27 protein-coding genes are annotated in these 24,129 nt (G+C 70.9%); 11 read left to right on the forward strand and 16 right to left on the reverse strand.

Features of this window, described 5'->3' with window-relative positions; genetic code table 11:
• Positions 1–427: 427 nt before the first annotated feature.
• A complete protein-coding gene (locus ABZ939_RS23755; RefSeq protein WP_361858591.1) occupies positions 428–1,069 on the reverse strand; it encodes a DNA-3-methyladenine glycosylase in 642 nt (213 codons plus the stop codon).
• 75 nt (positions 1,070–1,144) lie between these two features.
• Between ABZ939_RS23755 and ABZ939_RS23760 the strand changes: the two genes are divergently transcribed.
• From ABZ939_RS23760 to ABZ939_RS23770, 3 genes are all read left to right on the forward strand, one after another.
• Positions 1,145–1,927, forward strand: coding sequence for a sporulation protein (locus tag ABZ939_RS23760; RefSeq protein ID WP_361858594.1), 783 nt, complete (start codon positions 1,145–1,147; stop codon positions 1,925–1,927).
• A 50-nt stretch (positions 1,928–1,977) separates the two neighbouring features.
• Complete coding sequence (locus ABZ939_RS23765; protein WP_361858597.1) at positions 1,978–2,514, forward strand: YbhB/YbcL family Raf kinase inhibitor-like protein; 537 nt, start codon at positions 1,978–1,980, stop codon at positions 2,512–2,514.
• 163 nt (positions 2,515–2,677) lie between these two features.
• Complete coding sequence (locus tag ABZ939_RS23770) at positions 2,678–3,184, forward strand: HNH endonuclease (protein ID WP_361858600.1); 507 nt, start codon at positions 2,678–2,680, stop codon at positions 3,182–3,184.
• Positions 3,185–3,243: 59 nt separating this feature from the next.
• On the opposite strand, the gene ABZ939_RS23775 is transcribed toward ABZ939_RS23770, so the two are convergent.
• The 4 genes from ABZ939_RS23775 to ABZ939_RS23790 all read right to left on the reverse strand — a co-directional run bounded on the left by ABZ939_RS23775 (position 3,244) and on the right by ABZ939_RS23790 (position 6,468).
• Positions 3,244–4,017 (reverse strand): sulfite exporter TauE/SafE family protein, encoded by a 774-nt coding sequence (locus tag ABZ939_RS23775; RefSeq protein ID WP_361858603.1) that lies wholly within the window; start codon positions 4,015–4,017, stop codon positions 3,244–3,246.
• Positions 4,018–4,107: 90 nt separating this feature from the next.
• Positions 4,108–5,067, reverse strand: a complete 960-nt coding sequence (locus ABZ939_RS23780; RefSeq protein WP_361858606.1) for an SPFH domain-containing protein — start codon at positions 5,065–5,067, stop codon at positions 4,108–4,110.
• Between the two features lie 103 nt (positions 5,068–5,170).
• Complete coding sequence (locus ABZ939_RS23785) at positions 5,171–5,599, reverse strand: NfeD family protein (protein WP_361858609.1); 429 nt, start codon at positions 5,597–5,599, stop codon at positions 5,171–5,173.
• A gap of 71 nt (positions 5,600–5,670) precedes the next feature.
• Entirely contained in the window at positions 5,671–6,468 is a 798-nt protein-coding gene (locus tag ABZ939_RS23790) for an ABC transporter ATP-binding protein (protein WP_361858612.1), read from the reverse strand.
• 153 nt (positions 6,469–6,621) lie between these two features.
• Between ABZ939_RS23790 and ABZ939_RS23795 the strand changes: the two genes are divergently transcribed.
• Both ABZ939_RS23795 and ABZ939_RS23800 read left to right on the forward strand, forming a co-directional pair.
• Positions 6,622–7,407 carry a hypothetical protein gene (locus ABZ939_RS23795; RefSeq protein WP_361858615.1) on the forward strand — a complete coding sequence of 262 codons (786 nt, stop codon included), beginning with the start codon at positions 6,622–6,624 and terminating at the stop codon, positions 7,405–7,407.
• A gap of 2 nt (positions 7,408–7,409) precedes the next feature.
• Positions 7,410–7,616: a hypothetical protein gene (locus ABZ939_RS23800; protein ID WP_361858618.1), complete on the forward strand. Its 207-nt coding sequence runs from the start codon at positions 7,410–7,412 to the stop codon at positions 7,614–7,616.
• A gap of 67 nt (positions 7,617–7,683) precedes the next feature.
• Here the strand turns inward: ABZ939_RS23800 and ABZ939_RS23805 are convergent, their stop codons facing one another.
• The 3 genes from ABZ939_RS23805 to ABZ939_RS23815 form a co-directional block, all read right to left on the reverse strand.
• A complete protein-coding gene (locus ABZ939_RS23805) occupies positions 7,684–7,926 on the reverse strand; it encodes a chaplin (RefSeq protein WP_361858621.1) in 243 nt (80 codons plus the stop codon).
• A 147-nt stretch (positions 7,927–8,073) separates the two neighbouring features.
• Entirely contained in the window at positions 8,074–8,718 is a 645-nt protein-coding gene (locus ABZ939_RS23810; RefSeq protein WP_361858624.1) for a response regulator transcription factor, read from the reverse strand.
• Positions 8,711–9,856, reverse strand: a complete 1,146-nt coding sequence (locus ABZ939_RS23815) for a GAF domain-containing sensor histidine kinase (RefSeq protein ID WP_361858627.1) — start codon at positions 9,854–9,856, stop codon at positions 8,711–8,713. The genes ABZ939_RS23810 and ABZ939_RS23815 overlap by 8 nt, the downstream gene beginning before the upstream one ends.
• Before the next feature lie 171 nt (positions 9,857–10,027).
• On the opposite strand from ABZ939_RS23815, the gene ABZ939_RS23820 reads away from it, so the two are divergent.
• The 3 genes from ABZ939_RS23820 (at position 10,028) to ABZ939_RS23830 (ending at position 12,842) form a co-directional block, all read left to right on the forward strand.
• A complete protein-coding gene (locus ABZ939_RS23820; RefSeq protein WP_361858630.1) occupies positions 10,028–10,726 on the forward strand; it encodes an SDR family oxidoreductase in 699 nt (232 codons plus the stop codon).
• On the forward strand, positions 10,723–11,805 hold the full coding sequence (locus ABZ939_RS23825) for an S-adenosylmethionine:tRNA ribosyltransferase-isomerase (RefSeq protein ID WP_361858633.1): 1,083 nt from the start codon (positions 10,723–10,725) through the stop codon (positions 11,803–11,805). The genes ABZ939_RS23820 and ABZ939_RS23825 overlap by 4 nt, the downstream gene beginning before the upstream one ends.
• A 293-nt stretch (positions 11,806–12,098) precedes the next feature.
• Complete coding sequence (locus ABZ939_RS23830; protein ID WP_361858636.1) at positions 12,099–12,842, forward strand: transglycosylase SLT domain-containing protein; 744 nt, start codon at positions 12,099–12,101, stop codon at positions 12,840–12,842.
• 72 nt (positions 12,843–12,914) lie between these two features.
• On the opposite strand, the gene ABZ939_RS23835 is transcribed toward ABZ939_RS23830, so the two are convergent.
• Positions 12,915–15,494, reverse strand: a complete 2,580-nt coding sequence (locus ABZ939_RS23835) for an FHA domain-containing protein (RefSeq protein ID WP_361858639.1) — start codon at positions 15,492–15,494, stop codon at positions 12,915–12,917.
• A 256-nt stretch (positions 15,495–15,750) separates the two neighbouring features.
• On the opposite strand from ABZ939_RS23835, the gene ABZ939_RS23840 reads away from it, so the two are divergent.
• Positions 15,751–17,325 (forward strand): streptophobe family protein, encoded by a 1,575-nt coding sequence (locus ABZ939_RS23840; protein ID WP_361859044.1) that lies wholly within the window; start codon positions 15,751–15,753, stop codon positions 17,323–17,325.
• A 113-nt stretch (positions 17,326–17,438) separates the two neighbouring features.
• Complete coding sequence (gene serB / locus ABZ939_RS23845) at positions 17,439–18,653, forward strand: phosphoserine phosphatase SerB (RefSeq protein WP_361858642.1); 1,215 nt, start codon at positions 17,439–17,441, stop codon at positions 18,651–18,653.
• Positions 18,654–18,732: 79 nt separating this feature from the next.
• On the opposite strand, the gene ABZ939_RS23850 is transcribed toward serB, so the two are convergent.
• From ABZ939_RS23850 to ABZ939_RS23865, 4 genes are all read right to left on the reverse strand, one after another.
• On the reverse strand, positions 18,733–19,251 hold the full coding sequence (locus ABZ939_RS23850; RefSeq protein WP_361858645.1) for a histidine phosphatase family protein: 519 nt from the start codon (positions 19,249–19,251) through the stop codon (positions 18,733–18,735).
• A gap of 47 nt (positions 19,252–19,298) precedes the next feature.
• Positions 19,299–19,505 (reverse strand): hypothetical protein, encoded by a 207-nt coding sequence (locus ABZ939_RS23855; RefSeq protein WP_361858648.1) that lies wholly within the window; start codon positions 19,503–19,505, stop codon positions 19,299–19,301.
• Positions 19,506–19,725: 220 nt separating this feature from the next.
• Positions 19,726–19,842, reverse strand: a complete 117-nt coding sequence (locus tag ABZ939_RS23860) for an SGM_5486 family transporter-associated protein (protein WP_261992078.1) — start codon at positions 19,840–19,842, stop codon at positions 19,726–19,728.
• A 17-nt stretch (positions 19,843–19,859) separates the two neighbouring features.
• The gene (locus tag ABZ939_RS23865) at positions 19,860–21,170 is read right to left on the reverse strand and encodes an MFS transporter (protein ID WP_361858651.1); all 1,311 of its coding nucleotides are present in this window, start codon (positions 21,168–21,170) and stop codon (positions 19,860–19,862) included.
• A 64-nt stretch (positions 21,171–21,234) separates the two neighbouring features.
• On the opposite strand from ABZ939_RS23865, the gene ABZ939_RS23870 reads away from it, so the two are divergent.
• The gene (locus ABZ939_RS23870) at positions 21,235–21,939 is read left to right on the forward strand and encodes a FadR/GntR family transcriptional regulator (RefSeq protein WP_361858654.1); all 705 of its coding nucleotides are present in this window, start codon (positions 21,235–21,237) and stop codon (positions 21,937–21,939) included.
• Here ABZ939_RS23870 and ABZ939_RS23875 read toward each other — a convergent pair.
• The 3 genes from ABZ939_RS23875 to fabG form a co-directional block, all read right to left on the reverse strand.
• Entirely contained in the window at positions 21,893–22,291 is a 399-nt protein-coding gene (locus ABZ939_RS23875; RefSeq protein WP_361858656.1) for a hypothetical protein, read from the reverse strand. The genes ABZ939_RS23870 and ABZ939_RS23875 overlap by 47 nt on opposite strands.
• Before the next feature lie 169 nt (positions 22,292–22,460).
• Positions 22,461–23,237 (reverse strand): enoyl-ACP reductase FabI, encoded by a 777-nt coding sequence (gene fabI / locus ABZ939_RS23880; protein ID WP_361858659.1) that lies wholly within the window; start codon positions 23,235–23,237, stop codon positions 22,461–22,463.
• 4 nt (positions 23,238–23,241) lie between these two features.
• The gene (fabG, locus tag ABZ939_RS23885) at positions 23,242–23,961 is read right to left on the reverse strand and encodes a 3-oxoacyl-[acyl-carrier-protein] reductase (protein ID WP_361858662.1); all 720 of its coding nucleotides are present in this window, start codon (positions 23,959–23,961) and stop codon (positions 23,242–23,244) included.
• Between the last annotated feature and the right edge of the window lie 168 nt (positions 23,962–24,129).

Here is a 24,129-nt window from a genome sequence, read left to right on the forward strand (position 1 = left end):
AAGGAACCTCGCCATCCGAAGATGGACGGGGTATCAACTAATCTGGCGTTGATTTTTGGCACGCTGTTGAGTTCTCAAGGAACGGACGCTTCCTTCGTACTCACCCTCTCGGGCTTTCCTCCGGGCTTTTCCCTTCGGTCTTTCGTGTTTCCAACCTTACCAGATCCTTTTCCGTTCCGTTTCCGGTTCGGATTTTGTTTCCGGTGGCCGGTTGGCGGCCTTGCCTTTCGGCGTGGTCACTACTTTAGCCGAATTCCCCGGCGACTCATAATCGAGCCATTCGGACTGAATTTCGGCATGCCGAAATCCGCACCCGTTGGGGTTCGTCGTAGGTAGTGGATGGCCGCTCCGGGGTGCTTGAAGAAGCATGTCCCGTTTCAAGCGGCTCGCCTACGTTAGGCGTCCGCAGCACCCGAGTCAAGTCGGGTCAAGAGGCCCTCTTGCGTGGCACATGGGCGCGGTAGGGGCTCACCGTCGGGTCGGCGTCGATCCAGAAGCGCCAGGGGTGCGGCGCTCCCTCGCCGCCCACCCCCGTGCGCGGGCCGCTGCGTACCTGGTCGGCCGGGGGTGGGGTGCCTGTAAGGAGGGACAGCGGGGAGTCCGGGCCGGCGCATGTGTCGGTGCCGTTCAGTGAGAGGGTCACGTCGAGGGCCGTGGCCAGGCGGGCCGGTCCCTTGGCCAGTTCTCTGTCGTATCGGGCCGAGAGTCGACGGGTACGTGCCTGTTCCGCGCCCACCAGGATCTGCCCTGCCCGCAGCAGGACTCCGCTCGCGTGCCCCTCCTCGCCGCACACCAGGTTGAGGCAGTGCCACATGCCGTAGGTGAAGTAGACGTACGCGTGTCCGGGCGGACCGAACATGACGGCGTTGCGGGCGGTGCGGCCGCGGAAGGCGTGGGAGCCGGGGTCGATCGCGCCGGCGTACGCCTCCACCTCGGTGAGGCGGAGTTCGATGCGGCCGGCCTTCGACGTCCGTACGAGCGTGCGGCCGAGCAGATCGGGGGCGACCTCCAGGACGGGGCGGTCGAAGAAGTCCCGCGGGAGCGGCGTACGGTCGGGGCTCTCGCTCATGGCGTACGAGCGTACTGGGGAACCGGGTACGGTCCTCGCGCGTATGTAGGGGTCAGGACCAAGAAGGAGTTGTTCATGGGGTTCAAGAAGCTGCTCGCGAGCCTGGGTGCCGGTGGCGCGTCCGTCGAGACGGTGCTCACCGAGGAGAACGTCGTTCCGGGCGGTGTCGTCCAGGGTGAGGTGCGGATCCAGGGCGGTTCGGTCGACCAGCAGATCGAGGGGCTGTCCGTAGGACTGCAGGCGCGGGTCGAGGTCGAGGGTGCGGACCAGGAGACCAAGCAGGACATCGAGTTCGTCAAGGTCCGGCTCGGCGGCGCCTTCACCGTCCAGGCCGGTGCGGTGCACGTCGTGCCGTTCGGTCTCGAGATTCCCTGGGAGACGCCGGTCACCGCCATCGCGGGACAGAAGCTGCACGGGATGAACATCGGTGTGACCACCGAGCTGGAGATCGCCCGTGCGGTGGACTCCGGCGACCTGGACCCGATCAATGTCCACCCGCTGCCGGCGCAGCAGGCGATCCTGGACGCCTTCATCCAGCTGGGCTTCCGTTTCAAGAGCGCGGACATGGAGCGGGGGCACATCCGCGGGACCCGCCAGAAGCTGCCGTTCTACCAGGAGATCGAGTTCTTCCCGCCGCAGCAGTACCGCGGCCTGAACCAGGTCGAGATCAGCTTCGTCGCGGACGACCGCGAGATGGACGTCGTCCTGGAGATGGACAAGAAGCCGGGGCTGTTCAGCGAGGGCAGCGACTCGTTCCGTGCCTTCAAGGTGGGTCTGCAGGACTTCCACACGACCGACTGGGCCGCGTACGTCAACCAGTGGCTGGCCGACGTCGGCGGTAAGCGCAACTGGCTCTAGGCTCGCCCCCGTACATCAGGTCATCGGGTCAGCGATACGGAGGTACGGACGTGGCCGAGGGCAAGAGGGCGCCGCTCCCTCACGACTTCCATCCGCCGGTGCCGGCGTTCACCGTGGTGAGCGACGACATCGTGCCGGGTGGTGTGCTGAAGGACGCGCAGGTGTACGCGGCGGGGAACACCTCGCCCCAGCTGAGCTGGGAGGGGTTCCCGGCGGAGACGAAGAGCTTCGCCGTCACCTGCTTCGACCCGGACGCTCCGACGGGCAGTGGGTTCTGGCACTGGGTGCTGTTCGACATCCCGGTGTCGGTGACCACGCTGCCGGCGGGCGCGGGCACGGGGTCGTTCGAGGGGCTGCCGGCCGGTGCCGTGCACGTCCGTAACGACTACGGGTCCAGTGACTTCGGCGGTGCGGCTCCCCCGGCCGGGGAGAACCACCGCTATGTCTTCACCGTGTACGCGGTGGACACGGAGGAGCTCGGGCCGGGTGCCGATGCGTCGCCGGCGGCCGTGGGATTCAATCTGCGGTTCCACACGCTGGGGCGCGCGCAGCTGGTCGCCGAGTACACGGCTCCCGAGCACAGCTGAGCGTTCGTTTGTTGTTTGCCCGCTTCTGGTCTTGGAGAGATCAGAAGCGGGCATCTTTCGTTGCGCACGATATTGCGTTGTCCAACCCGGCGCGCCCGGCCAGAGTTGATCCCAGCCCGGAGCCCTGCCATGGGGCTGGGCCGGCACACGGGAGGTGGGCACAATGCGGGACACGCTGGTACTGAACGCGAGCTTCGAGCCGCTTTCGACGGTCACACTCAACCGTGCGGTGGTGCTTGTCCTGCAGGACAAGGCCGTCGTGGAGCAGGAACATCCCGATCTCCGTATGCGTGCCGCCGCCGTGGACATACCGGTGCCCCGGGTGATCAGGCTCTGCCGCTACGTACGGGTGCCGTTCCGAAGACAGGCTCCGTGGTCGAGGCGGGGGGTGCTGGTCCGGGACCAGCACCGGTGCGCGTACTGCGGGAGGCGCGCGACGACCGTGGACCATGTGGTGCCGCGGGCGCAGGGTGGTGGGGACAGCTGGCTGAACACGGTGGCGTCCTGCGCCGAGGACAATCACCGCAAAGCGGACCGGACTCCGGAGCAGGCGGGGATGCCGCTGCTTCACGAGCCGTTCGTGCCGACGCCGGCGGACGCGATGCTCCTTGCGCTGCGGGCCGGTGAGCGGTCCGAGTTGCCGGAGTGGCTGGCCAATTCGGCGGCGTGATCCTGGGATTCCGTACGGCACGGGCCCGCTTCCCTCTTCGGGGAGCGGGCCCTCGGCGTTCAGCGGAGCAGCAGCTGCACGATGGCGACGGTGCCGACGGCGACGATGAAGCCCCGCAGGACGGGCGGTGGGAGGCGGCGGCCGACCTTGGCGCCGATCTGGCCGCCGATGGCCGAGCCGACGGCGATGAGCAGGACGGCGGTCCAGTCGAAGTCGGCGACAAAGAGGAAGAACAGCGCGGCGATGCTGTTCACGATCGCGGCGAGGACGTTCTTGACGGCGTTGAGGCGCTGGAGGGTGTCGGCGAGGAGCATGCCCATGAGGGAGAGGTAGATGATCCCCTGGGCGGCGGTGAAGTAGCCGCCGTACACGCTGGCGAGGAGCAGGCCGGTCAGCAGCAGCGGGCCGCCGTCCGGGTCTGCGGGGTGGCCGTCGCGTTCGCGGCGGGCCTGTACGGCCTTGGAGATCCGGGGCTGGAGGACGACCAGGACCAGTGCGAGGGCGACGAGGACGGGGACGATGGTCTCGAACGCCCGGGCCGGGAGCATCAACAGCAGTACGGCTCCGGCGAGTCCGCCGATCGCGGCGACGGTGCCGAGGCGCAGGATGCGGCGGCGTTGGCCCTTGAGTTCCTCGCGGTAGCCGATTGCTCCGCTGATGGAGCCGGGGATGAGGCCGAGGGCGTTGGAGACGGTGGCCGTGACCGGGGGCAGTCCGGTGAGGAGGAGGACGGGGAACGTGATCAGCGTTCCCGATCCGACGATGGTGTTGATGGTGCCGGCTCCGACGCCGGCCGCGAAGACCGCCAGTACTTCCCAGATGGACAACGCCATCTCCTTACAGGATCAGTGGCTCGCCTCCCCGCCCTGACGTCCGTCGGGGTCGAGGGGCTCGCACCGATCATGCACGACTGGATGTACGTGTCAGTCGACCGGGGGCGCCTCGCGGCGCTCGGTCTCGGCGCCCGTACGGCTGCCGGGCACCGCGCCGGTGTTGAAGCCGGGGGTTCCGCCGCCGAGGTTGCCGAAGGCGCCGGAGAGGCCCTTGAGCGCGTCGCCGATCTCGCTGGGCACGATCCAGAGCTTGTTGGCATCGCCCTCGGCGATCTTCGGGAGCATCTGGAGGTACTGGTACGAGAGGAGCTTCTGGTCCGGGTCTCCGGCGTGGATGGCCTCGAAGACGGTGCGTACGGCCTGGGCTTCGCCCTCGGCACGCAGGGCGGCGGCCTTGGCCTCACCCTCGGCGCGGAGGATCGCCGACTGCTTCTCGCCCTCGGCGGTCAGGATCTGGGACTGCCGGATGCCCTCAGCGGTGAGGATCGCGGCGCGCTTGTCGCGGTCGGCGCGCATCTGCTTCTCCATCGAGTCCTGGATGGAGGTCGGCGGCTCGATCGCCTTGAGCTCGACGCGGTTGACGCGGATGCCCCACTTGCCGGTGGCCTCGTCGAGGACGCCGCGCAGGGCCGCGTTGATCTCCTCGCGGGAGGTGAGGGTCCGCTCCAGGTCCATGCCGCCGATGATGTTGCGCAGGGTGGTGACGGTGAGCTGCTCGATGGCCTGGATGTAGCTGGCGACCTCGTAGGTCGCGGCCCGGGCGTCGGTCACCTGGTAGTAGATGACGGTGTCGATGTTGACGACCAGGTTGTCCTGGGTGATCACCGGCTGGGGCGGGAACGGGACGACCTGTTCACGGAGGTCGATCCGGTTGCGGATCGAGTCGATGAACGGGACGACGATGTTCAGGCCCGCGTTGAGCGTGCGGGTGTAGCGGCCGAACCGCTCCACGATCGCCGCGCTCGCCTGCGGGATGACCTGGATCGTCTTGATCAGGGCGATGAAGACAAGCACCACCAGAATGATCAGGACGATGATGACTGCTGACATCGTGTTTCCCCGTGCCCTTCGCTACCGGTTGACTGCCGGGTTGATTTCGATGATCGAGTTTCCCAGACGGCACGCCGTCGTGTGGGGGGTTCGGGGGGTTCGGTCACATGACCACGGCGGTCGCCCCGTCGATCTCGACGACGTCGACCTGTTCGCCCGGTTCGAAGGCCTGTCCGTTGTCGAGCGTGCGGGCGGACCAGATCTCGCCGGCGAGCTTGATGCGGCCGCCGCTGCCGTCGACCCGTTCCAGGACGACGGCTTGACGGCCTTTCAGCGCGTCGATGCCGCTGGCGTGCTGGGGCGGGCCGTTGCGGTGGCGGGCCGCGATGGGGCGGACCACCGCGAGGAGCGCGACGGAGACGACGACGAACACGACCACCTGCGCGACGATGCCGAAGCCGAGACCTGCGGTCACGGCTCCGGCGAGCGCACCGACGGCGAACATACCGAATTCGGGCATCGCGGTCAGCACCAGCGGAATGCCGAGACCTACCGCGCCTATCAGCCACCAGACCCACGCGTCGATGTCCACATGGTCATGGTAGGGCGGTGGGGTGGCTCCGGGACAGGGCGCAGTGCTGTGCGGTCACGGCGCCCGGCGCGTCACTTGAGCGGGAGGCCCTGGGCGGTGTAGCGGTCGCCGACGTGCTCGACGACGAGCGGCAGGCCGAAGCAGAGGGACAGGTTGCGGGAGGTCAGCTCGGTCTCCATCGGGCCGGCCGCGAGCACCTTGCCCTGACGGATCATCAGGACATGGGTGAAGCCCGGGGCGATCTCCTCGACATGGTGGGTGACCATGACCATGGAGGGGGCGTACGGGTCGCGGGCGAGGCGGCCCAGGCGGCGGACGAGGTCCTCGCGGCCGCCGAGGTCGAGTCCGGCGGCGGGCTCGTCGAGGAGGAGGAGCTCGGGGTCGGTCATCATCGCGCGGGCGATCAGGGTGCGCTTGCGCTCGCCCTCGGAGAGGGTGCCGAACTTGCGGTCCAGGTACTCGGTCATGCCGAGGCGGTCGAGGAAGGCGCGGGCGCGCTCCTCGTCGACGGCGTCGTAGTCCTCGTGCCAGGTGGCGGTCATGCCGTACGCGGCGGTGAGGACGGTCTGCAGGACGGTCTGCTTCTTGGGGAGCTTCTCCGCCATGGCGATGCCGGCCATACCGATGCGGGGGCGGAGGTCGAAGACGTCGGTGCCGACGCCGCCGAGCTGCTCGCCGAGGACCGTGGCGGTGCCGGTCGACGGGAAGAGGTAGCTGGAGGCGATGTTGAGGAGGGTGGTCTTGCCGGCGCCGTTGGGGCCGAGGATGACCCAGCGCTCGCCCTCCTTGACCGACCAGGAGACATCGTCCACCAGAGCCCGTCCGTCGCGGACCACGGATACGTCCACCAGCTCCAGTACATCGCTCATGAGCGCGTTGTCTCCCCTTGCGGTCGAGTCGAGTCGTCGCCGTGCGCCTGTGGGCGCGGCGTCCAGGGAAAACCTACGCCACTGTCGGAGCGGGCCGGTCGTTAGGTCCGGTAGTTCCCTGCTGCGGTGCGGGGAGTCCCTAATCTTGGGGGCATGCTTTCGGAACCACGCTCAGGACGCCTGGCCGCTTGGGGCAATGCCCTGTTGGCCGGATCGGTATCGCCGGACGACGCGGCGCTGGCCATTGTCGGGGACGACGCGGTGCACCGCGTGGAGGGGCTGCCGGGTGAGGCGGGGCAGGTCGGCCTGACCCTGGCGCTCGGCCGGCTGCGGCGGCTCGGGGTGTCCGGGTGGCGGGTGGCGCTGCCTGCGCCGGGGCATCCGCTGGGGCTGAGCGGGCCGCCGGACTTCAACGCGAGGGCGCTGGAGGCGGAGGAGGCGGTGGTCGGTTTCGGCGCTCCGTACGGTCTGGTGCCGGAGGTCAGGGAGGCGGGTCCGGCGGGTGACGTGCACGTGGAGGTGGTCTGGCACTGCCTGACGGTGCGGGAGGCCCCGCCCGCGGACGTGCCGTCGCTCGGCGAGGCGGAGCGGGAGCTGGCGGAGGCGCTGCGCGAGGCGACGGCCGTGCTGACGAAGCTGGACGTCGCGGCGTCGGGCCCGGTGGCGGACGCGGCCCGTGACGCGTACCGGGCGCGAGCGGAGGCGGGCCGCGAGGTCCTGGCCCCGGGCTATCCGGCACGTGCGGTACGGGTACTGGAACTGGCCCAGCGGGTGGGCCTGCTGATCGACCTGGCCTACGACCACGGCCACGGCGGCGCGGTCAGCGCCTCGGAGATGGCGGCGCGGGGGGCGGCGTTGCGGCCGGTGGAGCGGGTGGCCAGGCGGGCACAGGTGGCGGCCTACAACGCGTACGTGGAGGAGCGCGAGCGGGAACGCTGACCGTGCGACGCCCCCCACCGGCGGACGGAGTCCGACGCAGCGATCCGAAGCCCGAGAGGCGCCCCGGCGCCGAACGGTGCGAGGAACGCGTCAGGAAGGCGGGGCTGGCGGCGCGGGGGGCGGCGTTGCGGCCGGTGGAGCGGGTGGCCAGGCGGGCACAGGTGGCGGCCTACAACGCGTACGTGGAGGAGCGCGAGCGGGAACGCTGACGCGTCGGGGCAGGGAAAAGCCCGGCCCCCGGGGGATCGTCCGGGGGCCGGGCTGCTCGTGGGGGCGTCAGTTGTTGACGGCGCCGTTGCCGAAGGCCGGGTTGAGCAGGCCGATCACGTTGACCGTGTTGCCGGAGACGTTCACGGGGACGTGGACCGGGGCCTGCACGAGGTTGCCGGACAGGACGCCCGGCGAACCGACGGCCTGCCCGTGCGCGTCCGCGCCGTGGGCGGAGGCGACACCCGCACCGGCGGCGACGATGCCACCGGCGACCATGGTGAGGGCAGCGGCCTTCTTCAGGTTGTTCACTTCAGGATCCTCCTGGTATTCGCTGCGGCCGGCCGCCGCAGCACGCCATGGAGAACGCCCGCACCCCCGCCGGGTTGCGCCGAATGGGGGACATACACCCGACGGTATGAAGAAGGGAACGGAGGTGCCCCTTCCGCCTCACGCGTCTCAGGAGGTCAGACCGTGCCGCACCGCCCAGAGCGCCGCCTGCGTCCGGTCCGCCAGGTCGAGCTTCATCAGGATGTTCGAGACGTGCGTCTTGACCGTCTTTTCGGACAGGACGAGCGCCCGGGCGATCTCCCGGTTGGACCGGCCGTCCGCGATCAGGCCGAGGACCTCGCGTTCGCGTTCGGTGAGCGTGGAGCCGCGGCCGGTGCCGCCGTGGCCGTCGTCCTGCGAGAGCAGCGCCCCGGCCACCTCGGGCTGGAGCAGCACGTGCCCGGCGTGTACGGAGCGGATGGCGCCGGCCAGGGCGTCCGGGTCCACGTCCTTGTAGACGTACCCCGAGGCGCCCGCCCGCAGCGCGGGGACGACCGTGCGCTGCTCGGTGAAGCTGGTGACGATCAGCACCTTGGCCGGGTTGGCCAGCTCGCGCAGCTTCCGCAGCGCCTCGATGCCGTCCATGCCGGGCATCTTGACGTCCATGAGGACGACGTCGGGCCGTAGCTCCTCCGCCCGCGCCACCCCCTCGCCGCCGTCGGACGCCTCCCCCACGACCTCTATGTCGTCCTGGACCTCCAGGAAGGTCCGCAGGCCGCGCCGGACCACCTGGTGGTCGTCGACCAGCAGGACGCGGATCACGTTGTCAGCCACCGGGGACCTCCATCTCGATCGTGGTGCCTCGGCCCGGTGCCGATGTCACGGTGAGTGTGCCGCCGACCCCGCCCGCCCGGTCCCGCATGGAGACGAGGCCGAGGTGCCGGCCCGCCCGGCGGACCGTGCGGGGGTCGAACCCCTTGCCGTCGTCGGTGACGGTGAGCAGCGCGCCCTGGCCGGTGCGGCTCAGGGAGACGGCGACCAGCTCCGGCTCGGCGTGCCGCAGCGCGTTGTGCAGGGCCTCCTGGGCGACTCGGAGCATGGCCTCCTCCTGCGCGGCGGGCAGCGCGCGCACACCCGAGCTGTCGAACGTGACGCGGGCGCTGTGGGCCCGGTCCAGGACCTGGATCTGGGTGCGGAGGGTGTGGACAAGGCCGTCCTCGTCGAGCGCGGCCGGCCGCAGCTCCACGACGGCGGCGCGCAGCTCGTCCGCGGCCTCGGCGGCGAGCGCGGCGACCTGCTGGAGCTCGCCCTTGGCGCGGGCCGGGTCCCGGTCGACGAGTGCGGCCGCGGCCTGGGCGGTGAGCCGGAGCGAGAAGAGCTTCTGGCTGACGGCGTCGTGCAGCTCGTGGGCGAGGCGCGAGCGCTCCTCGGCGATGGTGAGCTCGCGGCTGCGCTCGTAGAGCCTGGCGTTGGTCAGGGCGATGGCGGCGTGCTGGGCGAGGATCGAGAGCAGCTCCTCGTCCTCGGCGGTGAAGCCGCAGCTGCCGTCCGGCTTGGGGCAGCGCTTGTTGGCGAGGAAGAGGGCGCCGATGGTCTCCTCGCCGTCCTGGATGGGCAGGCCGAGGAAGTCGGACATCTCCGGGTGGGCGGCGGGCCAGCCCTCGAAGCGGGGGTCCTTGCGCACGTCCGCGAGCCGCTCGGGCTCGGCCTTGTGGAGCATGGCCGCCAGGATGCCGTGCTGGCGCGGCAGCGGCCCGATGGCCCGCCACTGCTCGTCGCTGACGCCGTCGACGACGAACTGGGCGAAGCCGCCGTGGTCGTCGGGGACGCCCAGGGCCGCGTACTCGGCGTCGAGGAGCTCACGGGCGGAGGCCACGATCGTCTTGAGGACGTCGCGCACCTCCAGATGGCGGCTCATCGCCAGGAGCGCGGTACTCACGGCGGCCAGGCCGGAGCTCGGTCGGTGACTCATGAATTCACCGTACCGGTGCCCGGTGACCGTACGTATCCGCCTGGGGACGGCCGCTGATTAGGACCGTGGGACTAGGTCGAAGTGCCTTGTGCGGTCGGGGCCCGCGGACGAGGCGGCGGCGGGGGCCGCGGCCGGAGGCTGGATCCATCGTCGGGAGAGGGGATGGATGTCATGGCTGTCGCGATCATCACGGGGGCGTCGAAGGGGCTGGGGCGGGCGCTGGCCGTGGCGCTGGCCGAGCGAGGCTGGGATCTGGTGCTGGACGCCCGGACGGCGAAGGTGCTCGACGAGAGTGCGGAGGCTGCACGCGCGCGTGGGGCACGGGTGGTGGCGCTGCCCGGGGACGTCACGGACGCGGTCCACCGCCGGGAGCTGGTGGCCGCGGCGCGGGAGCTCGGTGGGCTCGATCTGCTGGTGAACAACGCGGGAATCCTGGGCGCCGAGCCGCTGGTGCCACTCGACAGCCACTCGCTGGACGGTTTCCGGGCCGCCCTGGAGATCAACGTGGTGGCTCCGCTGGGCCTGCTGCAGGAGGCACTGCCCCTGTTGCGCACGGCACCGGCGGGAGCCGTGATCAACCTGAGTTCGGACGCCGCCGCGGAGGCGTACCGGACCTGGGGCGCGTACGGGGCGACGAAGGCGGCGCTGGACCAGCTGTCGGCGGTCCTGGCGGTGGAGGAACCGGGGCTGCGGGTCTGGTGGGTGGATCCGGGCAGTATGCGGACGGACATGCTGGCCGCCGCGGAGCCCGGCGAGGACCTGACGGGGACGCCCGCTCCGGCCGAGGTCGCTCCCGTCTTCCTCCGGCTGCTCGACGAGCGTCCTGCGAGTGGCCGCTATGCCGCACCGGCCTTGATGGAGACGCGATGACGCCGGCGGTCCGGGTGCAGGTGCCCGAGAAGCTGAGCGCGCGGATTCCGGCCGAGCAGCGCGGGCCCGGTCGGGGGCGGGACGACGTGCGGCTGATGGTGTCGCGCGGGACGGAGGTGTCGCACCACGCGTTCCGGGACCTGCCGGGGCAGCTGCGGGCCGGTGACGTGCTCGTCGTGAACACGAGCGCGACGCTCGCCGCCGCCGTCACCGGGCGGCTGGGCGGGGAGGGCGGCGGGGAGGCGGTCGTCGTGCACTTCTCGACGCGGGGGGACGACGGCCGGTGGGCGGTGGAGGTGCGGGAGCCGGACGGGGCCGGGAGCACGCGGCCGCGGCCGGGCGGCCCGCGAGGAGCGGTGGTCCGGCTGCCGGGAGGGGCGCGTCTCGTCCTGGAGGAGCCGCTGGTGCCGGGGGCGGACCGGCTGTGGTGGGCGCGGGCGGACACCTCCGTACCGGCGCTGCTCGCACGGTACGGGCGGCCGATCCGGTACGGGTACACGGAGCGGGACCAGCCGCTGGCCGCGTATCAGACGGTCTTCGCGCTCCCCTCCCCCGACGGTTCGGGTTCGGCGGAGATGCCGAGCGCGGGCCGGCCCTTCACGGCCGGTCTGGTGGCGGAGCTGGTGCGGCGGGGGGTGCAGTTCGCTCCGCTCACCCTTCATACGGGGGTGGCGTCGGCGGAGGCCCACGAACCGCCGTACCCGGAGCGCTTCGAGGTCCCGGCGTCGACGGCGTGGCTGGTGAACGCGGCGAAGGCCGGTGGGGGCAGGGTGATCGCCGTGGGGACGACGGCCGTGCGGGCCCTCGAGTCGGCGACCGGTGCCGCGGGGGTGGTCAGGGCCGCCTCGGGGTGGACCGATCTGGTCGTGACCCGGGCTCGCGGGGTGCGGGTGGTGGACGGGCTGCTGACCGGGCTGCACGAGCCCGAGGCCTCGCATCTGCTGATGCTGGAGGCGGTCGCCGGGGGCCAGGCCCTGCACCGTGCCTACACCGAAGCGGTACGGGAGCTGTACCTCTGGCACGAGTTCGGCGACGTCCACCTCATCCTCCCGGAGGAGGCCCCTCACCGTGCGCATTAGTGAAGCAACGCGTGGTGAGTTCGTTACGTGCCCGATGTGAGCCCGCGCATAGGACGCAGGTCACTTACGAACCCCCCTAGTGGATGCAAAAGGGACAGATGAGGGCTGTCTGAGCGGGTCCCGGGCCTGTTTTCGTGCCTCGTGCACAGGCCCCTGATCCACTACCCGGGATCGTACGTCACACCTTTGCCACAGCATTTTGCTGCCGCTAAGAATTGCAGCCGTCGCCGCCGAGAGGGCGAAGCGCCGCCCCGGCCTGAGCGACCCCCTGCTATTCGAAGAGGTAGTCCTGCATGTCCGCGAACACTCCTGGCCACTATCGGCTGAAGAAGACGCACAAGGCTTCCCTTGCCGGTGTGGCCGCCCTTGGCGCCATCGCCGTGGGCTTCTCCCTCGTCCCGAGCAACGCTGCCGCCGAGACCGAGCCGCAGGCGCTCAGCAACACCCAGCAGGTCGCGTGGGCCTACAACGCCAACAGCCCGCAGGCCAAGGCTCTGCACGCGAGCCTCACCGACCAGCAGAACGCGATCGACCTGAAGGCCAAGGCCGACGCCGCGGCGAAGGCCGCGGCCAAGGCCAAGGCGGACGCCAAGGCCAAGGCTGACGCTCAGGCCAAGGCGAAGGCCGCGGCCGAGGCCAAGGCCAAGGCCGAGGCGAAGAAGCGCGCCGAGGCGAAGGCGGCCGCGAGCCGTGCCGCCGCCCGCAAGCCGGTCTTCGCGAACAACCTCGACGGCTGGATCCGCGAGGCGCTGTTCATCATGGACAAGCACAACATCCCGGGCACCTACGAGGGCATCCACCGCAACATCATGCGGGAGTCCAGCGGTAACCCCCGGGCCATCAACAACTGGGACATCAACGCCATCAACGGCGTCCCCTCCAAGGGTCTGCTCCAGGTCATCTACCCGACCTTCAAGGCGTACCACGTGCCGGGCACCAAGTTCGACCAGTACGACCCGGTCGCCAACATCGTCGCCGCCTGCAACTACGCGGCCGACCGCTACGGCTCCATGGACAACGTCAACAGCGCGTACTAAGAGCCTCGCTTCACGCCGAAGGGCGGCACCCCACGTACGGGGTGCCGCCCTTCGGCGTCGAACGACCGGCGCTTACTTGCGCATGACCTCGGGCTCGTGGCGGCGCAGCAGACGCGCCACCGCGAAGCCGCAGGCGATGCCGATGAGCAGCAGGATCGTGAGGTTGAAGCCCCACTGGCCGACGGTGTGGTCCCACAGCGGGTCCAGGTTGGTCGGGTCCTTGTGGTCCCACGGCGGCATCAGGTGCGCGAGGTCGAGGGTCGAACCCGCGGCCGCGATGGCCCAGCGCGAGGGCATCAGCCAGGCGAACTGCTCCAGGCCGGGAGATCCGTACACCTGGAACAGGATGCCGGTGAAGACGACCTGGACGATCGCGAACATCACGAGCAGCGGCATCGTCTTCTCGGCGGTCTTCACCAGCGAGGAGATGACCAGGCCGAACATCATCGAGGTGAAGCCGAGCGCGATGATCGTGACGCAGAGCTCGACGGCCGGCGGCATGACCAGGCCCTCGGCCGGCAACTCGCGGGTGGCGAAGCCGATGCCGCAGATGATCACGCCCTGGAAGGCGGTGATCAGGCCGAGGACGATGACCTTGGACATCAGGTACGCCGAGCGGGACAGGCCGGTGGCCCGCTCCCGTTCGTAGATGACCCGCTCCTTGATCAGTTCTCGTACGGAGTTGGCGGCGCCCGAGAAGCACATGCCGACCGCGAGGATCAGCATGATCGTGCCGGCGTCGCCGTTGAAGCGGGACGGCGGCGTGGGCGGGGCGAGGCCGAAGTCGGCCGGGATGACGACCGAGACCAGGCCGAGGACGGCCGGCAGGATCACCATCAGGCCCATGAAGCCCTTGTCCGAGGCGATGACCGAGGAGTAGCGGCGGATCAGGGTCCACAGCTGGGAGCCCCAGCCCTGCGGCTTCGGCTGCCTGGCCATCGCCTGCTGCGGCATCTGGACCGGCTGCGCGGCGACGGCGTCGATGTCCGCGGCGTACATCTGGTAGTGCTGCGAGCCCTTCCAGCGGCCCGCCCAGTCGTAGTCGCGGTAGTTCTCGAAGGCGGAGAAGACGTCGGCCCAGGTGCTGTAGCCGAAGAAGTTCAGCGCCTCCTCCGGCGGACCGAAGTAGGCCACGGAGCCGCCGGGCGCCATGACGAGGAGCTTGTCGCACAGGCCGAGCTCGGCCACCGAGTGGGTGACGACGAGGACCGTGCGGCCGTCGTCGGCGAGACCGCGCAGCAGCTGCATGACGTCGCGGTCCATGCCCGGGTCGAGGCCGGAGGTCGGCTCGTCCAGGAAGATCAGCGACGGCTTGGTGAGGAGCTCCAGGGCGACGGAGACACGCTTGCGCTGGCCACCGGAGAGGGAGGTGACCTTCTTCTCCTTGTGGATGTCGAGCTTGAGCTCGCGCAGCACCTCGTCGATGCGGGCCTCGCGCTCGGCCTCGGCGGTGTCGCCGGGGAAGCGGAGCTTGGCCGCGTAGCGGAGCGCCTTCTGGACGGTCAGCTCCTTGTGCAGGATGTCGTCCTGCGGGACCAGACCGATGCGCTGGCGCAGCTCGGCGAACTGCTTGTAGAGGCTCCGGTTGTCGTAGAGGACATCGCCCTCGTTGGCCGGACGGTAACCGGTGAGCGCCTTGAGCAGAGTGGACTTGCCGGAACCGGACGGGCCGATGACGCCGATCAGCGACTTCTCCGGGACGCCGAAGGAGACGTCCTTGAGGATCTGCTTGCCGCCGTCGACGGTGACCGTCAGGTGGCGGGCCGAGAAGGAGACCTCACCGGTGTCGACGAACTCCTCGAGCTGGCCGCCGACCATCCGGAAGGTCGAGTGACCGACGCCGACGATGTCGTTGGGGCCGATGAGGACGGAGCCGCCCTTGGCGATCGGCTGACCGTTGACGTACGTGCCGTTGTGGGAGCCGAGGTCACGGATCTCGAAGCGGCCGTCGGGCGTGGCGTGGAACTCGGCGTGGTGGCGCGAGACCTGGAGGTCGGAGACGACCAGTTCGTTCTCGAGCGCACGACCGATCCGCATGACGTGGCCGAGGGCCAGCTGGTGGAACGTGGTGGGGCTGCGGTCCCCGTAGACCGGCGGCGCCCCCGCGGCGCCGCCACCCTGGCCTGGCACCTTCTGCGCCAACTGCTCGACGGGGCCGCCCTGCTGATGCGGGAACGGCGGCTGGGCGTGTCCCTGGGCCTGCTGGGGCTGCTGCCAGCCCTGCTGCGGCGGCGGGGCCTGGTGCGTGGCCCAGTCGGCCTGTGCCGCGGCCTGCTGGGCGTTCGGGGCCCCGTGGGCCGCCTGCGCCGCGTGCGGCGCCTGGGCCGCTGCCTGCTGCTGTGCCGGGGCGCCGCCGGCGAGGTTCAGCCGCGGGCCGTCGGTCGCGTTGCCGAGGTGCACCGCGGAACCGGGGCCGATCTCCATCTGGTGGATCCGCTGCCCCTGTACGAAGGTGCCGTTGGTCGAGCCGTGGTCCTCGATGACCCAACTCCGGCCGCCCCAGCTGATGGTGGCGTGTCGCCACGAGACCCTGGCGTCGTCGATCACCAGGTCGCCCTGCGGATCACGTCCCAGGGTGTACGACCTGGACGGATCGAGAGTCCAGGTCCTTCCGTTCAATTCCAGTACGAGTTCTGGCACTCCATGCCCCACTACTTGTCCCCCGATGTACCCCCGTCGCAGGGAGTCTAGGGATGGCGAACATCGGGGGGAACTATTTCAGGCCCTGCCCGTACTCCGAAAGTCGGGCGGTGTGAAGACCCCGCAGAGGCGTGCTTCGACCGCCCCCGAGTGCCCCCTGCACGAGCCGTTGACGCGAGGAGAAACCACCCCGGAGAGTGGTAAGCGCCCATGAGTACGTACGGATCATGAATGAATGGGGCAACTCGCCATGAACCGGGGGGTTCTGATGGGTGTGGGCGGTGATGGCGGGCGGGCGGTCGCGATCGATGTGATTCTGGCCTCGGTCGCCGCGGTGAGCTGGGCGCTGGTGGGCATGGCGGGTGCCGCGGCGCTCGGACTGCACCTGCTGGGCGCGGACGCGGCCGGCGAACTCGGGCCGATGACGGCCGCGGTGGTCGTGCTCGGCGTGGGCGGTTCGGTGACTCCGTCCGGCGATGTGACGACATTCGGTCTGGAGGGTGCGGCGGTGGAGACCGCCGTCGACTTCACGCCACTGGGCGTCTCTCTGACGGGGGCTCTGTTCCTCGCGTACTTCTTTCTGCGCTCGCTGCGTCGCGCCGGGCCGTACGTCTCCGGGACGGAACTCGCCGCCCGGGTCCTGGCGCTGGTGATTCTGTTCCTCGCTGTCGTGGGTGGACTGGCGTGGGCCGGGAGCGACGTGGTGACGATCGACGGGGGCACGTGGGGCGTCGACGAGATCCCGGGGACCGGCGGCATCGCGGACATCGGGGAGATCGGGGGGATCGGGGACATCGGGGGGCTGTTGCCGGACCGGGTCGGGGACCTGGTGGAGGCGAAGGCGACGGTGGGGTTCACGGTGAACGCCGCCGATTCGCTCGCGGGGGCGCTGTTCTGGGTCGTCGGGGTGGTGGGGATCGCCCTGCTCGCCTCGCGGCGGGCGCCGCTGCCGCCGGGGCGGGTCGGGGACGCGGTGCGGCGGGTGGCACGGCCGGTGGTCTCGGCGCTGGTGACGGTGGTCCTGGTGGCGGTGGCGGCCGGATACGCGGCGGCGGGGTACGCGGCGATCGGTGACGAACATCCGCACCGGGTCGCCGGCGCCGCGCTGCTGGGCGCGCCGAACGGGGTGGGGGTCGGGGTGCCGCTCGGGCTCTTCGTGCCCTGGCGGGGCGCCGCGCGCGGGTCGCTGGCGGAGGTACTGCCGGATCCGCTGGACGCGCTGGTACGGGGCTCGGCGGAGCGGCCGGTGACGGTGGCCGGGCTCGCGGAGCTCGACGGGGCGGTGTGGCTGCTCGCGGTCGCCGCGGCCGCGACGATGCTGGCCGCGGGGGTGCTGGCCGCGGCCCGTACGCCACGGGCGGGGCGGGGCGCGGCCGCGTTCGCCGGGCGGTGCGGGGTGCGGCTGGGTGGGGCGACCGCGCTCGCGCTGCCGTTGCTGGTGGTCCTGAGCGGGGTGTCCGCGGACGCGTCTCTCGCGGTGCTCGGGGTCGGCGCGTTCGACGCGTCGCTCGAGCTGCACGGGGACGTGGGGGCGGCGCTGCTGCTGGGCGCGGTGTGGGGCGCGGGAGCGGGGGGCCTGGGGGCGCTGCTCGTGTGTGCGGCGGGGGTGGCGGGTGGGCGGGAGGCCGAAGGCGGGGAGCCGGCCGGTCGGCCGGGGCCGTACCTACCCCCGACGGCGTACCGCCCGCCGGGCGAGGGGCCGGATCCGTACGGGACCGAACAGGGCGGCGGCGGTCTGCACAGCGCTCCGACGCAGGCGGGTCCCGGGCTCTGGGCGCCTCCCCCACCGCCACCGCCGCCTCCCCCTCGCCCACGCCCGCCGGGGCCGCGGGACGGGCCGTGACGGGTCGCGGCGGCCCTGGGAGGGCTACCGTGGCAAGGGTGCGACCAGTCGGGTGTCCGGTACGCGGGACGGGGGGACTGGTGGCACCCAGTGCCCGATACGGTGGAACCACCATGAGCGCATCGCAGACCTCAGACGTTCCCACCCTTCTCGTCAAGATCTTCGGGAAGGACCGTCCCGGGATCACCGCCGGGCTCTTCGACACCCTCGCCGCCTACTCCGTCGACGTCGTGGACATCGAGCAGGTCGTGTCCCGCGGCCGCCTCGTCCTGTGCGCGCTCGTCACCGAGCCGACCGTCGCCTCCCAGGGCGAGCTGCGGGCGACCGTCCACAGCTGGGCCGAGTCGCTGAAGCTCCAGGCGGAGATCATCTCCGGCACCGGCGACAACCGTCCGCGCGGCAGTGGCCGCTCGCACGTCACCGTCCTCGGCCACCCGCTGACCGCCGAGCAGACCGCCGCCATAGCGGCCAGGATCGCCGAGAACGGCGGCAACATCGACCGTATCTTCCGCCTCGCGAAGTACCCGGTGACGGCGGTCGAGTTCGCCGTCTCCGGCTGCGAGACCGAGCCGCTGCGGACCGCCCTGGCCACCCAGGCGCACGACATCGGTGTGGACGTGGCCGTCGTCTCCGCCGGGCTGCACCGCCGTGCCCAGCGGCTGGTCGTCATGGACGTCGACTCGACGCTGATCCAGGACGAGGTGATCGAGCTCTTCGCGGCGCACGCGGGCTGCGAGGACAAGGTCGCCGAGGTCACGGCGGCCGCGATGCGCGGCGAGCTGGACTTCGAGCAGTCCCTCCACGCGCGCGTGGAGCTGCTGGCCGGGCTCGACGCCTCGGTGGTGGACAAGGTGCGTGCCGAGGTACGGCTCACCCCCGGTGCGCGCACCCTCATCCGTACGCTCAAGCGGCTCGGCTACCAGGTCGGGGTCGTCTCGGGCGGGTTCACCCAGGTCACGGACGATCTCAAGGAGCGGCTGGGGCTCGACTTCGCCTCGGCGAACACGCTGGAGATCGTGGACGGCAAGCTGACCGGCCGGGTCACCGGCGAGATCGTGGACCGGGCGGGCAAGGCGCGGCTGCTGCGCCGGTTCGCGGCGGAGGCCGGCGTCCCGCTCTCCCAGACCGTGGCGATCGGCGACGGCGCGAACGACCTGGACATGCTGAACGCGGCCGGGCTCGGGGTGGCGTTCAACGCCAAGCCGGTGGTGCGCAAGGCCGCCCACACCGCCGTGAACGTCCCCTTCCTCGACACCGTCCTCTATCTGCTGGGGATCACCCGCGAGGAGGTCGAGGCGGCGGACGGCGACGAGGAGCTGCTGCACTGACCGCCGGGCCCCGCCCCGCCTGTACGGCGAAGGGCCCGGTCGCCGCACGGTGACCGGGCCCTTCGGCGTACGCGACGGATCAGCTGTGCGGGGCCCAGTAGTCGAGCAGGGTGCCCACACCGTGCTCCACGGACTTCCAGGAGCCGTTGAAGCCGACCACGGCGAAGGCGGAGGTCGGGAAGCCACCCCGGTTCATCCGGGCCAGCGCGTCGCCCTCGGCCGCACCCGAAAGGGCGTCGGCGAGTCCGTGCATGCCGGGATTGTGGCCGATGACGAGGAGGTCCTTGACCTCGTCGGAGACCTCGTTCAGCAGGGCGATCAGTTCGCCGAGCGATGCCTCGTACAGCCGCTCCTCGTACACGGTCCTGGGTCGGTGCGGCAGCTCCGACACGGCCAGCTTCCAGGTCTCGCGGGTTCTGACGGCGGACGAGCAGAGGGCCAGGTCGAAGGAGATTCCGGTGTCGGCGAGACGGCGGCCGGCCACGGGGGCGTCCGTGCGCCCTCGCTCGGCGAGCGGGCGCTCGTGGTCGGACACCTGGGGCCAGTCGGCCTTGGCATGCCGGAGCAGCACAATCCTGCGGGGTGTATCGACGCTCATGGGCTCCAGCTTCGCATGAAACGGGCCACCGGGCGCAGGGTGTTGGGTCAGCGGGGCAACCCCTGCTGGATCTGCTCCAGGAGGTGGCCGACCGCCGCGTCGCCCCCGGCCGCCTGGGCCCCGCCCGGTCCCGCTATGAGCAGGAAGAGGGCGACGAACGCGGCCACCGGCAGGGCGAGCGCCCACCAGGGAAGCCGGGTGTCGACGCCGCCGACGGACGGGGACGGGGTCCGGGTGTGCGTACGGGCCGCCATGGCCGCCTCCGTGGGTCGGGGACTTCCGCGGCGGTGACTGCCGCGATGTCTCCACGCTACGGAGCGCGGACCTGTGGGCCCATCCGGTGATCCACCCACTTCACCCTGACACTCACCCCCTAGGGGATGGAGGGGTTAACCCCACCACGGAGCCGGTCGGGGCCGGTCGGGGGCGGGATCAGGGCGAGGCGATCACGATGAAGGGATCACGATGAAGCGATCAGGGTGAGGCGATCGTGGCGATGACGGCGATGACGACCGAGATCCCGAGCATCGCGCCGAGCACGAGCAGGAGCTTCTTCTGGCCGTTCTGGGGGTTCGGGTCGAGCACTGGCATGCGGACAGTCTCGCATCTCAGCATTCGTCCTCGACCGTCCGGTCCCTTCCGGCGAGCGTGCCCACGATCATCTGGGGGATCATCAGCCCGGCCATCAGCGCGATGGGCAGGGCCCAGCCGCCGCTGTGCTGGTAGAGGACGCCGACCAGGAGCGGACCGGGGATGGAGATGAGGTAGCCGACGCTCTGGGCGAAGGCGGAGAGCCGGACGACACCGGCGCCGCTGCGCGAGCGCATCCCGATCATGGTGAGGGCGAGCGGGAAGGAGCAGTTGGAGATGCCGAGGAGCAGGGCCCAGGCCCAGGCGCCGGCGGCGGGCGCGACGTACAGGCCGGTGTAGCCGACCAGGCCGCACAGACCCAGGGCGACGGCGATCGGCCCCTGGTTCGTGAGCCGGGTCGCGAGGCGCGGGATGACGAACGCCAGCGGTACGCCCATCACCATGGTGACGGCGAGCAGCACACCGGCCGTGCCGGCGGGGACGCCGGCGTCGCGGAAGATCTGCGGCATCCAGCCCATCGTGATGTACGCGCCTGTGGCCTGGAGGCCGAAGAAGACGCCGAGGGCCCAGGCGGTACGGCTGCGGGTGATCCGGAGCGGGGCGGCCGCAGGGGCCGCCTGGGCCGCCTCCTGGGACGGCTCGTCGGCGGGGGCGGCCGCCGGTCCCGTACCGCGGTCGCGGAGCAGTGGGATCCAGGGCAGTACGGCGAGGGCGGCGAGGACCGCCCAGACGCCGAGGCCGGTGCGCCAACTTCCGCCCAGGGCCTCGGTCATGGGCACGGTCGCGGCGGCGGCCAGGGAGGTGCCGAGGGCGAGCGCCATGGAGTAGAGGCCGGTCACGGAGCCGACGCGGTCGGGGAAGTACCGCTTGACGATGACGGGCATGAGGACGTTGCTGACGGCGATGCCCATGAGGGCGAGGGCGCTGGCGGCGAGGAAGCCGACGGTGCCGGCGGCGAAGGGGCGGACGGCGAGGCCCGCGAAGATCGCGGCCATGCCGGCGCAGACGACGGCGGCGGGGCCGAAGCGGCGGGCCAGGCGGGGCGCGGTGATGCCGAAGACCGCGAAGCAGAGCGGGGGCACGGAGGTGAGGACGCCGGCCACGCTGCCGCTCATGTGGAGCCCGTCGCGGACCTCTTCGAGGAGGGCGCCGAGGCTGGTGATGGCGGGGCGGAGGTTGAGCGCGGCGAGGACGAGCCCGACGAGGACGATCCGGATGATCCAGCGGGCGGGCCGGGCCGGTGCGGAAGAATCCACCTCGGTGGCGGTCGTCGTGGAGGTACGGGCCGGCGGTGCGGCGGTCTCGAGGGTCTGGGGCTCGTCATGCATGAGCGCCATCATAGAATCATGGGATGATTGATTGTCCAATCCGGAACGAAACGAAAGGTGCACCATGGCGCTCGGCTCCCCCCGGCGTTCCGGGCTCTCCGATCAGGTGATCACCGAGCTGCGGAACCAGATCACCTCCGGTGAGTGGCCGGTCGGGTCGCGGATCCCGACCGAACCGGAACTGGTCGAGCAGTTGGGCGTCGCCCGCAACACCGTGCGCGAGGCGGTCCGCGCGCTCGCGCACAACGGGCTGCTCGACATCCGGCAGGGCTCGGGTACCTACGTCGTCGCGACCAGCGAGCTCGCCGGCGTCATGCACCGGCGGTTCGCCGGGTCCGACCCGCGGCACATCGCCGAGCTGCGTTCGACGCTGGAGTCCTCGGCGGCGCGGCTCGCGGCGCAGCGGCGCACGGAGCGCGACATGAAGCAGCTGGACGCGCTGCTGGCGGGGCGCGAGGAGGCCTGGCGGTCGGGCGACGCCGAGCGGTTCGTGACGGCGGACGCCGCGTTCCATCACGCGGTCGTGGTGGCCTCGCACAACGACGTCCTGACCGCGCTCTACGCCGACCTCGGGGACGTTCTTCGGCAGTGGCTGCGCGACGACGTGGGCCAGGAGCTGCGGCCGGAGCACCACATGGACCACGCGCGCCTGGTGGAGGCGATCCGGGCAGGCGACGCGGCCACGGCGGCGGCCGAGGCGGCCGGCTATCCGTTCATGTGCCTCAGGAACCTGGGGCCTGCGGAGCCGGCTCCGCCGGCTCATGCGTGAGCCAGGCGGTGCGGACCTCCTTCCAGCAGCGGCCGGTCAGCTGGGCGAAGACGGTCGGGCCCACCTCGACGGGGGCGCTGTCGGTGTCCACGTCCCACCACCGGTCGCACTCGACGTGCAGTCGGACCCGGTCGGTGCGTGGGTAGGGGTTGTGGCAGTAGGCCGTGACCCGGGAGCCCTCGACGACCGTGCGGCAGGAGGCCCCGAAGTCCTCGAGCTCCTGGGCGACGGCGGACGGCGGGGCGTCCTCGGCGGGCGGGGGAGCCGCGCGCACCTCGGCCGCGACGGCGAGTCCGGCGAGGAGTGCGGCGGCCGAGGCGAGAGCGGCTGCCCTGCTGTGTGGCGCGCGCATGTCCCTACCTCCTCCCCGTCAGTAGCTGGAATGTCACGCTCCGATCCAGTGTGAGGTGGTTCGCCCAACTTTTCGACTCGGGGGACGGAGGCGGGAACGACGAAGGCCGGGCGCCCCCTCCAGGGAGGGGCCGCCCGGCCTTCGTGCGAACGCTTGTGCGCCGATCCGGTTACGCGCCGATGGCGTGCAGACCGCCGTCGACGTGCACGATCTCGCCCGTGGTCTTCGGGAACCAGTCGGACAGCAGGGCCACGATGGCGCGGCCGGCCGGCTCCGGGTCGGACAGGTCCCACTCCAGCGGGGAGCGGCTGTCCCAGACGCTCGCCAGCTCGGAGAAGCCGGGGATGGACTTCGCGGCCATGGAGCCGAGCGGGCCGGCCGAGACCAGGTTGCAGCGGATGTTCTGCTTGCCCAGGTCGCGCGCCATGTAGCGGCTGGTGGCCTCCAGGGCGGCCTTGGCCGGGCCCATCCAGTCGTACTGCGGCCAGGCGAACTTCGCGTCGAAGGTGAGGCCGACGACCGAGCCGCCCTCGCTCATCAGCGGCAGCAGCGCCATGGTCAGGGACTTCAGGGAGAAGGCCGAGACGTGCATGGCGGTGGCGACGGACTCGAACGGCGTGTTCAGGAAGTTGCCGCCGAGGGCGTCCTGCGGCGCGAAGCCGATGGAGTGCACGACGCCGTCGATTCGGTCGCCCAGGTGCTCGCGGACCTGGCCCTCCAGGCGCGCGAGGTGCTCGTCGTTGGAGACGTCGAGCTCCAGGACCTTCACGTTCTCGGGCTTGGGAAGCTTCTTGGCGATGCGCTCGGTCAGCGTCGGCCGCGGCCAGGCGGTGAGGATGATCTCCGCGCCCTGCTCCTGGGCCAGCTTCGCGGCGTGGAAGGCGATGGAGGACTCCATCAGCACACCGGTGATCAGGATGCGCTTGCCCTCGAGAATTCCGCTCATGTGATCAGTGACCCATGCCCAATCCGCCGTCAACCGGGATGACGGCTCCAGTGATGTACGAAGCGTCGTCCGAGGCGAGGAACTTCACCGTGGCGGCGATCTCCTCGGGCTGCGCGTAACGGCCCAGCGGCACCTGGGACACGATGCCCTTGCGCTGCTCCTCGGTGAGCACCTTGGTCATGTCGGTGTCGACAAACCCGGGCGCGACGACATTGAACGTGATGTTGCGCGAGCCGAGCTCACGGGCGAGGGACCGGGCGAAGCCGACCAGGCCGGCCTTGGACGCGGCGTAGTTCGCCTGCCCGGCCGAGCCGAGGAGTCCGACGACCGAGGAGATCAGGACGACGCGGCCCTTCTTGGCCCGCAGCATCCCGCGGTTGGCGCGCTTGACGACCCGGAAGGTGCCCGTGAGGTTGGTGTCGAGGACGGAGGTGAAGTCCTCCTCGGACATCCGCATGAGCAGCTGGTCCTTGGTGACGCCGGCGTTGGCCACCAGCACCTCCACCGGACCGTGCTTCTCCTCGATCTCCTTGTACGCCTGCTCCACCTGCTCGGCGTCGGTGATGTCGCACCTGACGGCGAGGCAGCCCAGCTCGGTCAGGGCGGCCGGCGGCTCCCCGGAGCGGTACGTGATCGCGACCTTGTCGCCGGCTTCGGCGAACGCGCGGGCGATGGCGAGGCCGATGCCCCGGTTGCCTCCGGTGACGAGAACCGAGCGGCTCAACGGATCACCCTTTCGATAGCGGTCTGATTACCGAAAACCTATCGGTCCGGTCCCTTCGCCGGGGAATCGACCCCTGACAGTGGCGTACGGATGTCACTGTCGGGTCCCTACAGAAAGGTCTGGGCGCGGCGGCCGAAAGCGCGACATGATCGGAGGCGACCGGTCTCA

Origin of the sequence: Streptomyces sp. NPDC046712 (assembly GCF_040645695.1) — a bacterium.
GTDB lineage: Bacteria > Actinomycetota > Actinomycetes > Streptomycetales > Streptomycetaceae > Streptomyces.

Coding starts and splice junctions, on each gene's coding strand:
- ABZ939_RS23755 (WP_361858591.1), bottom strand. CDS start 1,069: ATGAGCGAGAGCCCCGACCGTACGCCGCTCCCGCGGGACTTCTTCGAC.
- ABZ939_RS23760 (WP_361858594.1), top strand. CDS start 1,145: ATGGGGTTCAAGAAGCTGCTCGCGAGCCTGGGTGCCGGTGGCGCGTCC.
- ABZ939_RS23770 (WP_361858600.1), top strand. CDS start 2,678: ATGCGGGACACGCTGGTACTGAACGCGAGCTTCGAGCCGCTTTCGACG.
- ABZ939_RS23775 (WP_361858603.1), bottom strand. CDS start 4,017: ATGGCGTTGTCCATCTGGGAAGTACTGGCGGTCTTCGCGGCCGGCGTC.
- ABZ939_RS23780 (WP_361858606.1), bottom strand. CDS start 5,067: ATGTCAGCAGTCATCATCGTCCTGATCATTCTGGTGGTGCTTGTCTTC.
- ABZ939_RS23790 (WP_361858612.1), bottom strand. CDS start 6,468: ATGAGCGATGTACTGGAGCTGGTGGACGTATCCGTGGTCCGCGACGGA.
- ABZ939_RS23795 (WP_361858615.1), top strand. CDS start 6,622: ATGCTTTCGGAACCACGCTCAGGACGCCTGGCCGCTTGGGGCAATGCC.
- ABZ939_RS23815 (WP_361858627.1), bottom strand. CDS start 9,856: ATGAGTCACCGACCGAGCTCCGGCCTGGCCGCCGTGAGTACCGCGCTC.
- ABZ939_RS23820 (WP_361858630.1), top strand. CDS start 10,028: ATGGCTGTCGCGATCATCACGGGGGCGTCGAAGGGGCTGGGGCGGGCG.
- ABZ939_RS23825 (WP_361858633.1), top strand. CDS start 10,723: ATGACGCCGGCGGTCCGGGTGCAGGTGCCCGAGAAGCTGAGCGCGCGG.
- ABZ939_RS23830 (WP_361858636.1), top strand. CDS start 12,099: ATGTCCGCGAACACTCCTGGCCACTATCGGCTGAAGAAGACGCACAAG.
- ABZ939_RS23840 (WP_361859044.1), top strand. CDS start 15,751: ATGGGTGTGGGCGGTGATGGCGGGCGGGCGGTCGCGATCGATGTGATT.
- serB (WP_361858642.1), top strand. CDS start 17,439: ATGAGCGCATCGCAGACCTCAGACGTTCCCACCCTTCTCGTCAAGATC.
- ABZ939_RS23850 (WP_361858645.1), bottom strand. CDS start 19,251: ATGAGCGTCGATACACCCCGCAGGATTGTGCTGCTCCGGCATGCCAAG.
- ABZ939_RS23855 (WP_361858648.1), bottom strand. CDS start 19,505: ATGGCGGCCCGTACGCACACCCGGACCCCGTCCCCGTCCGTCGGCGGC.
- ABZ939_RS23860 (WP_261992078.1), bottom strand. CDS start 19,842: ATGCCAGTGCTCGACCCGAACCCCCAGAACGGCCAGAAGAAGCTCCTG.
- ABZ939_RS23865 (WP_361858651.1), bottom strand. CDS start 21,170: ATGCATGACGAGCCCCAGACCCTCGAGACCGCCGCACCGCCGGCCCGT.
- ABZ939_RS23870 (WP_361858654.1), top strand. CDS start 21,235: ATGGCGCTCGGCTCCCCCCGGCGTTCCGGGCTCTCCGATCAGGTGATC.
- ABZ939_RS23875 (WP_361858656.1), bottom strand. CDS start 22,291: ATGCGCGCGCCACACAGCAGGGCAGCCGCTCTCGCCTCGGCCGCCGCA.
- fabI (WP_361858659.1), bottom strand. CDS start 23,237: ATGAGCGGAATTCTCGAGGGCAAGCGCATCCTGATCACCGGTGTGCTG.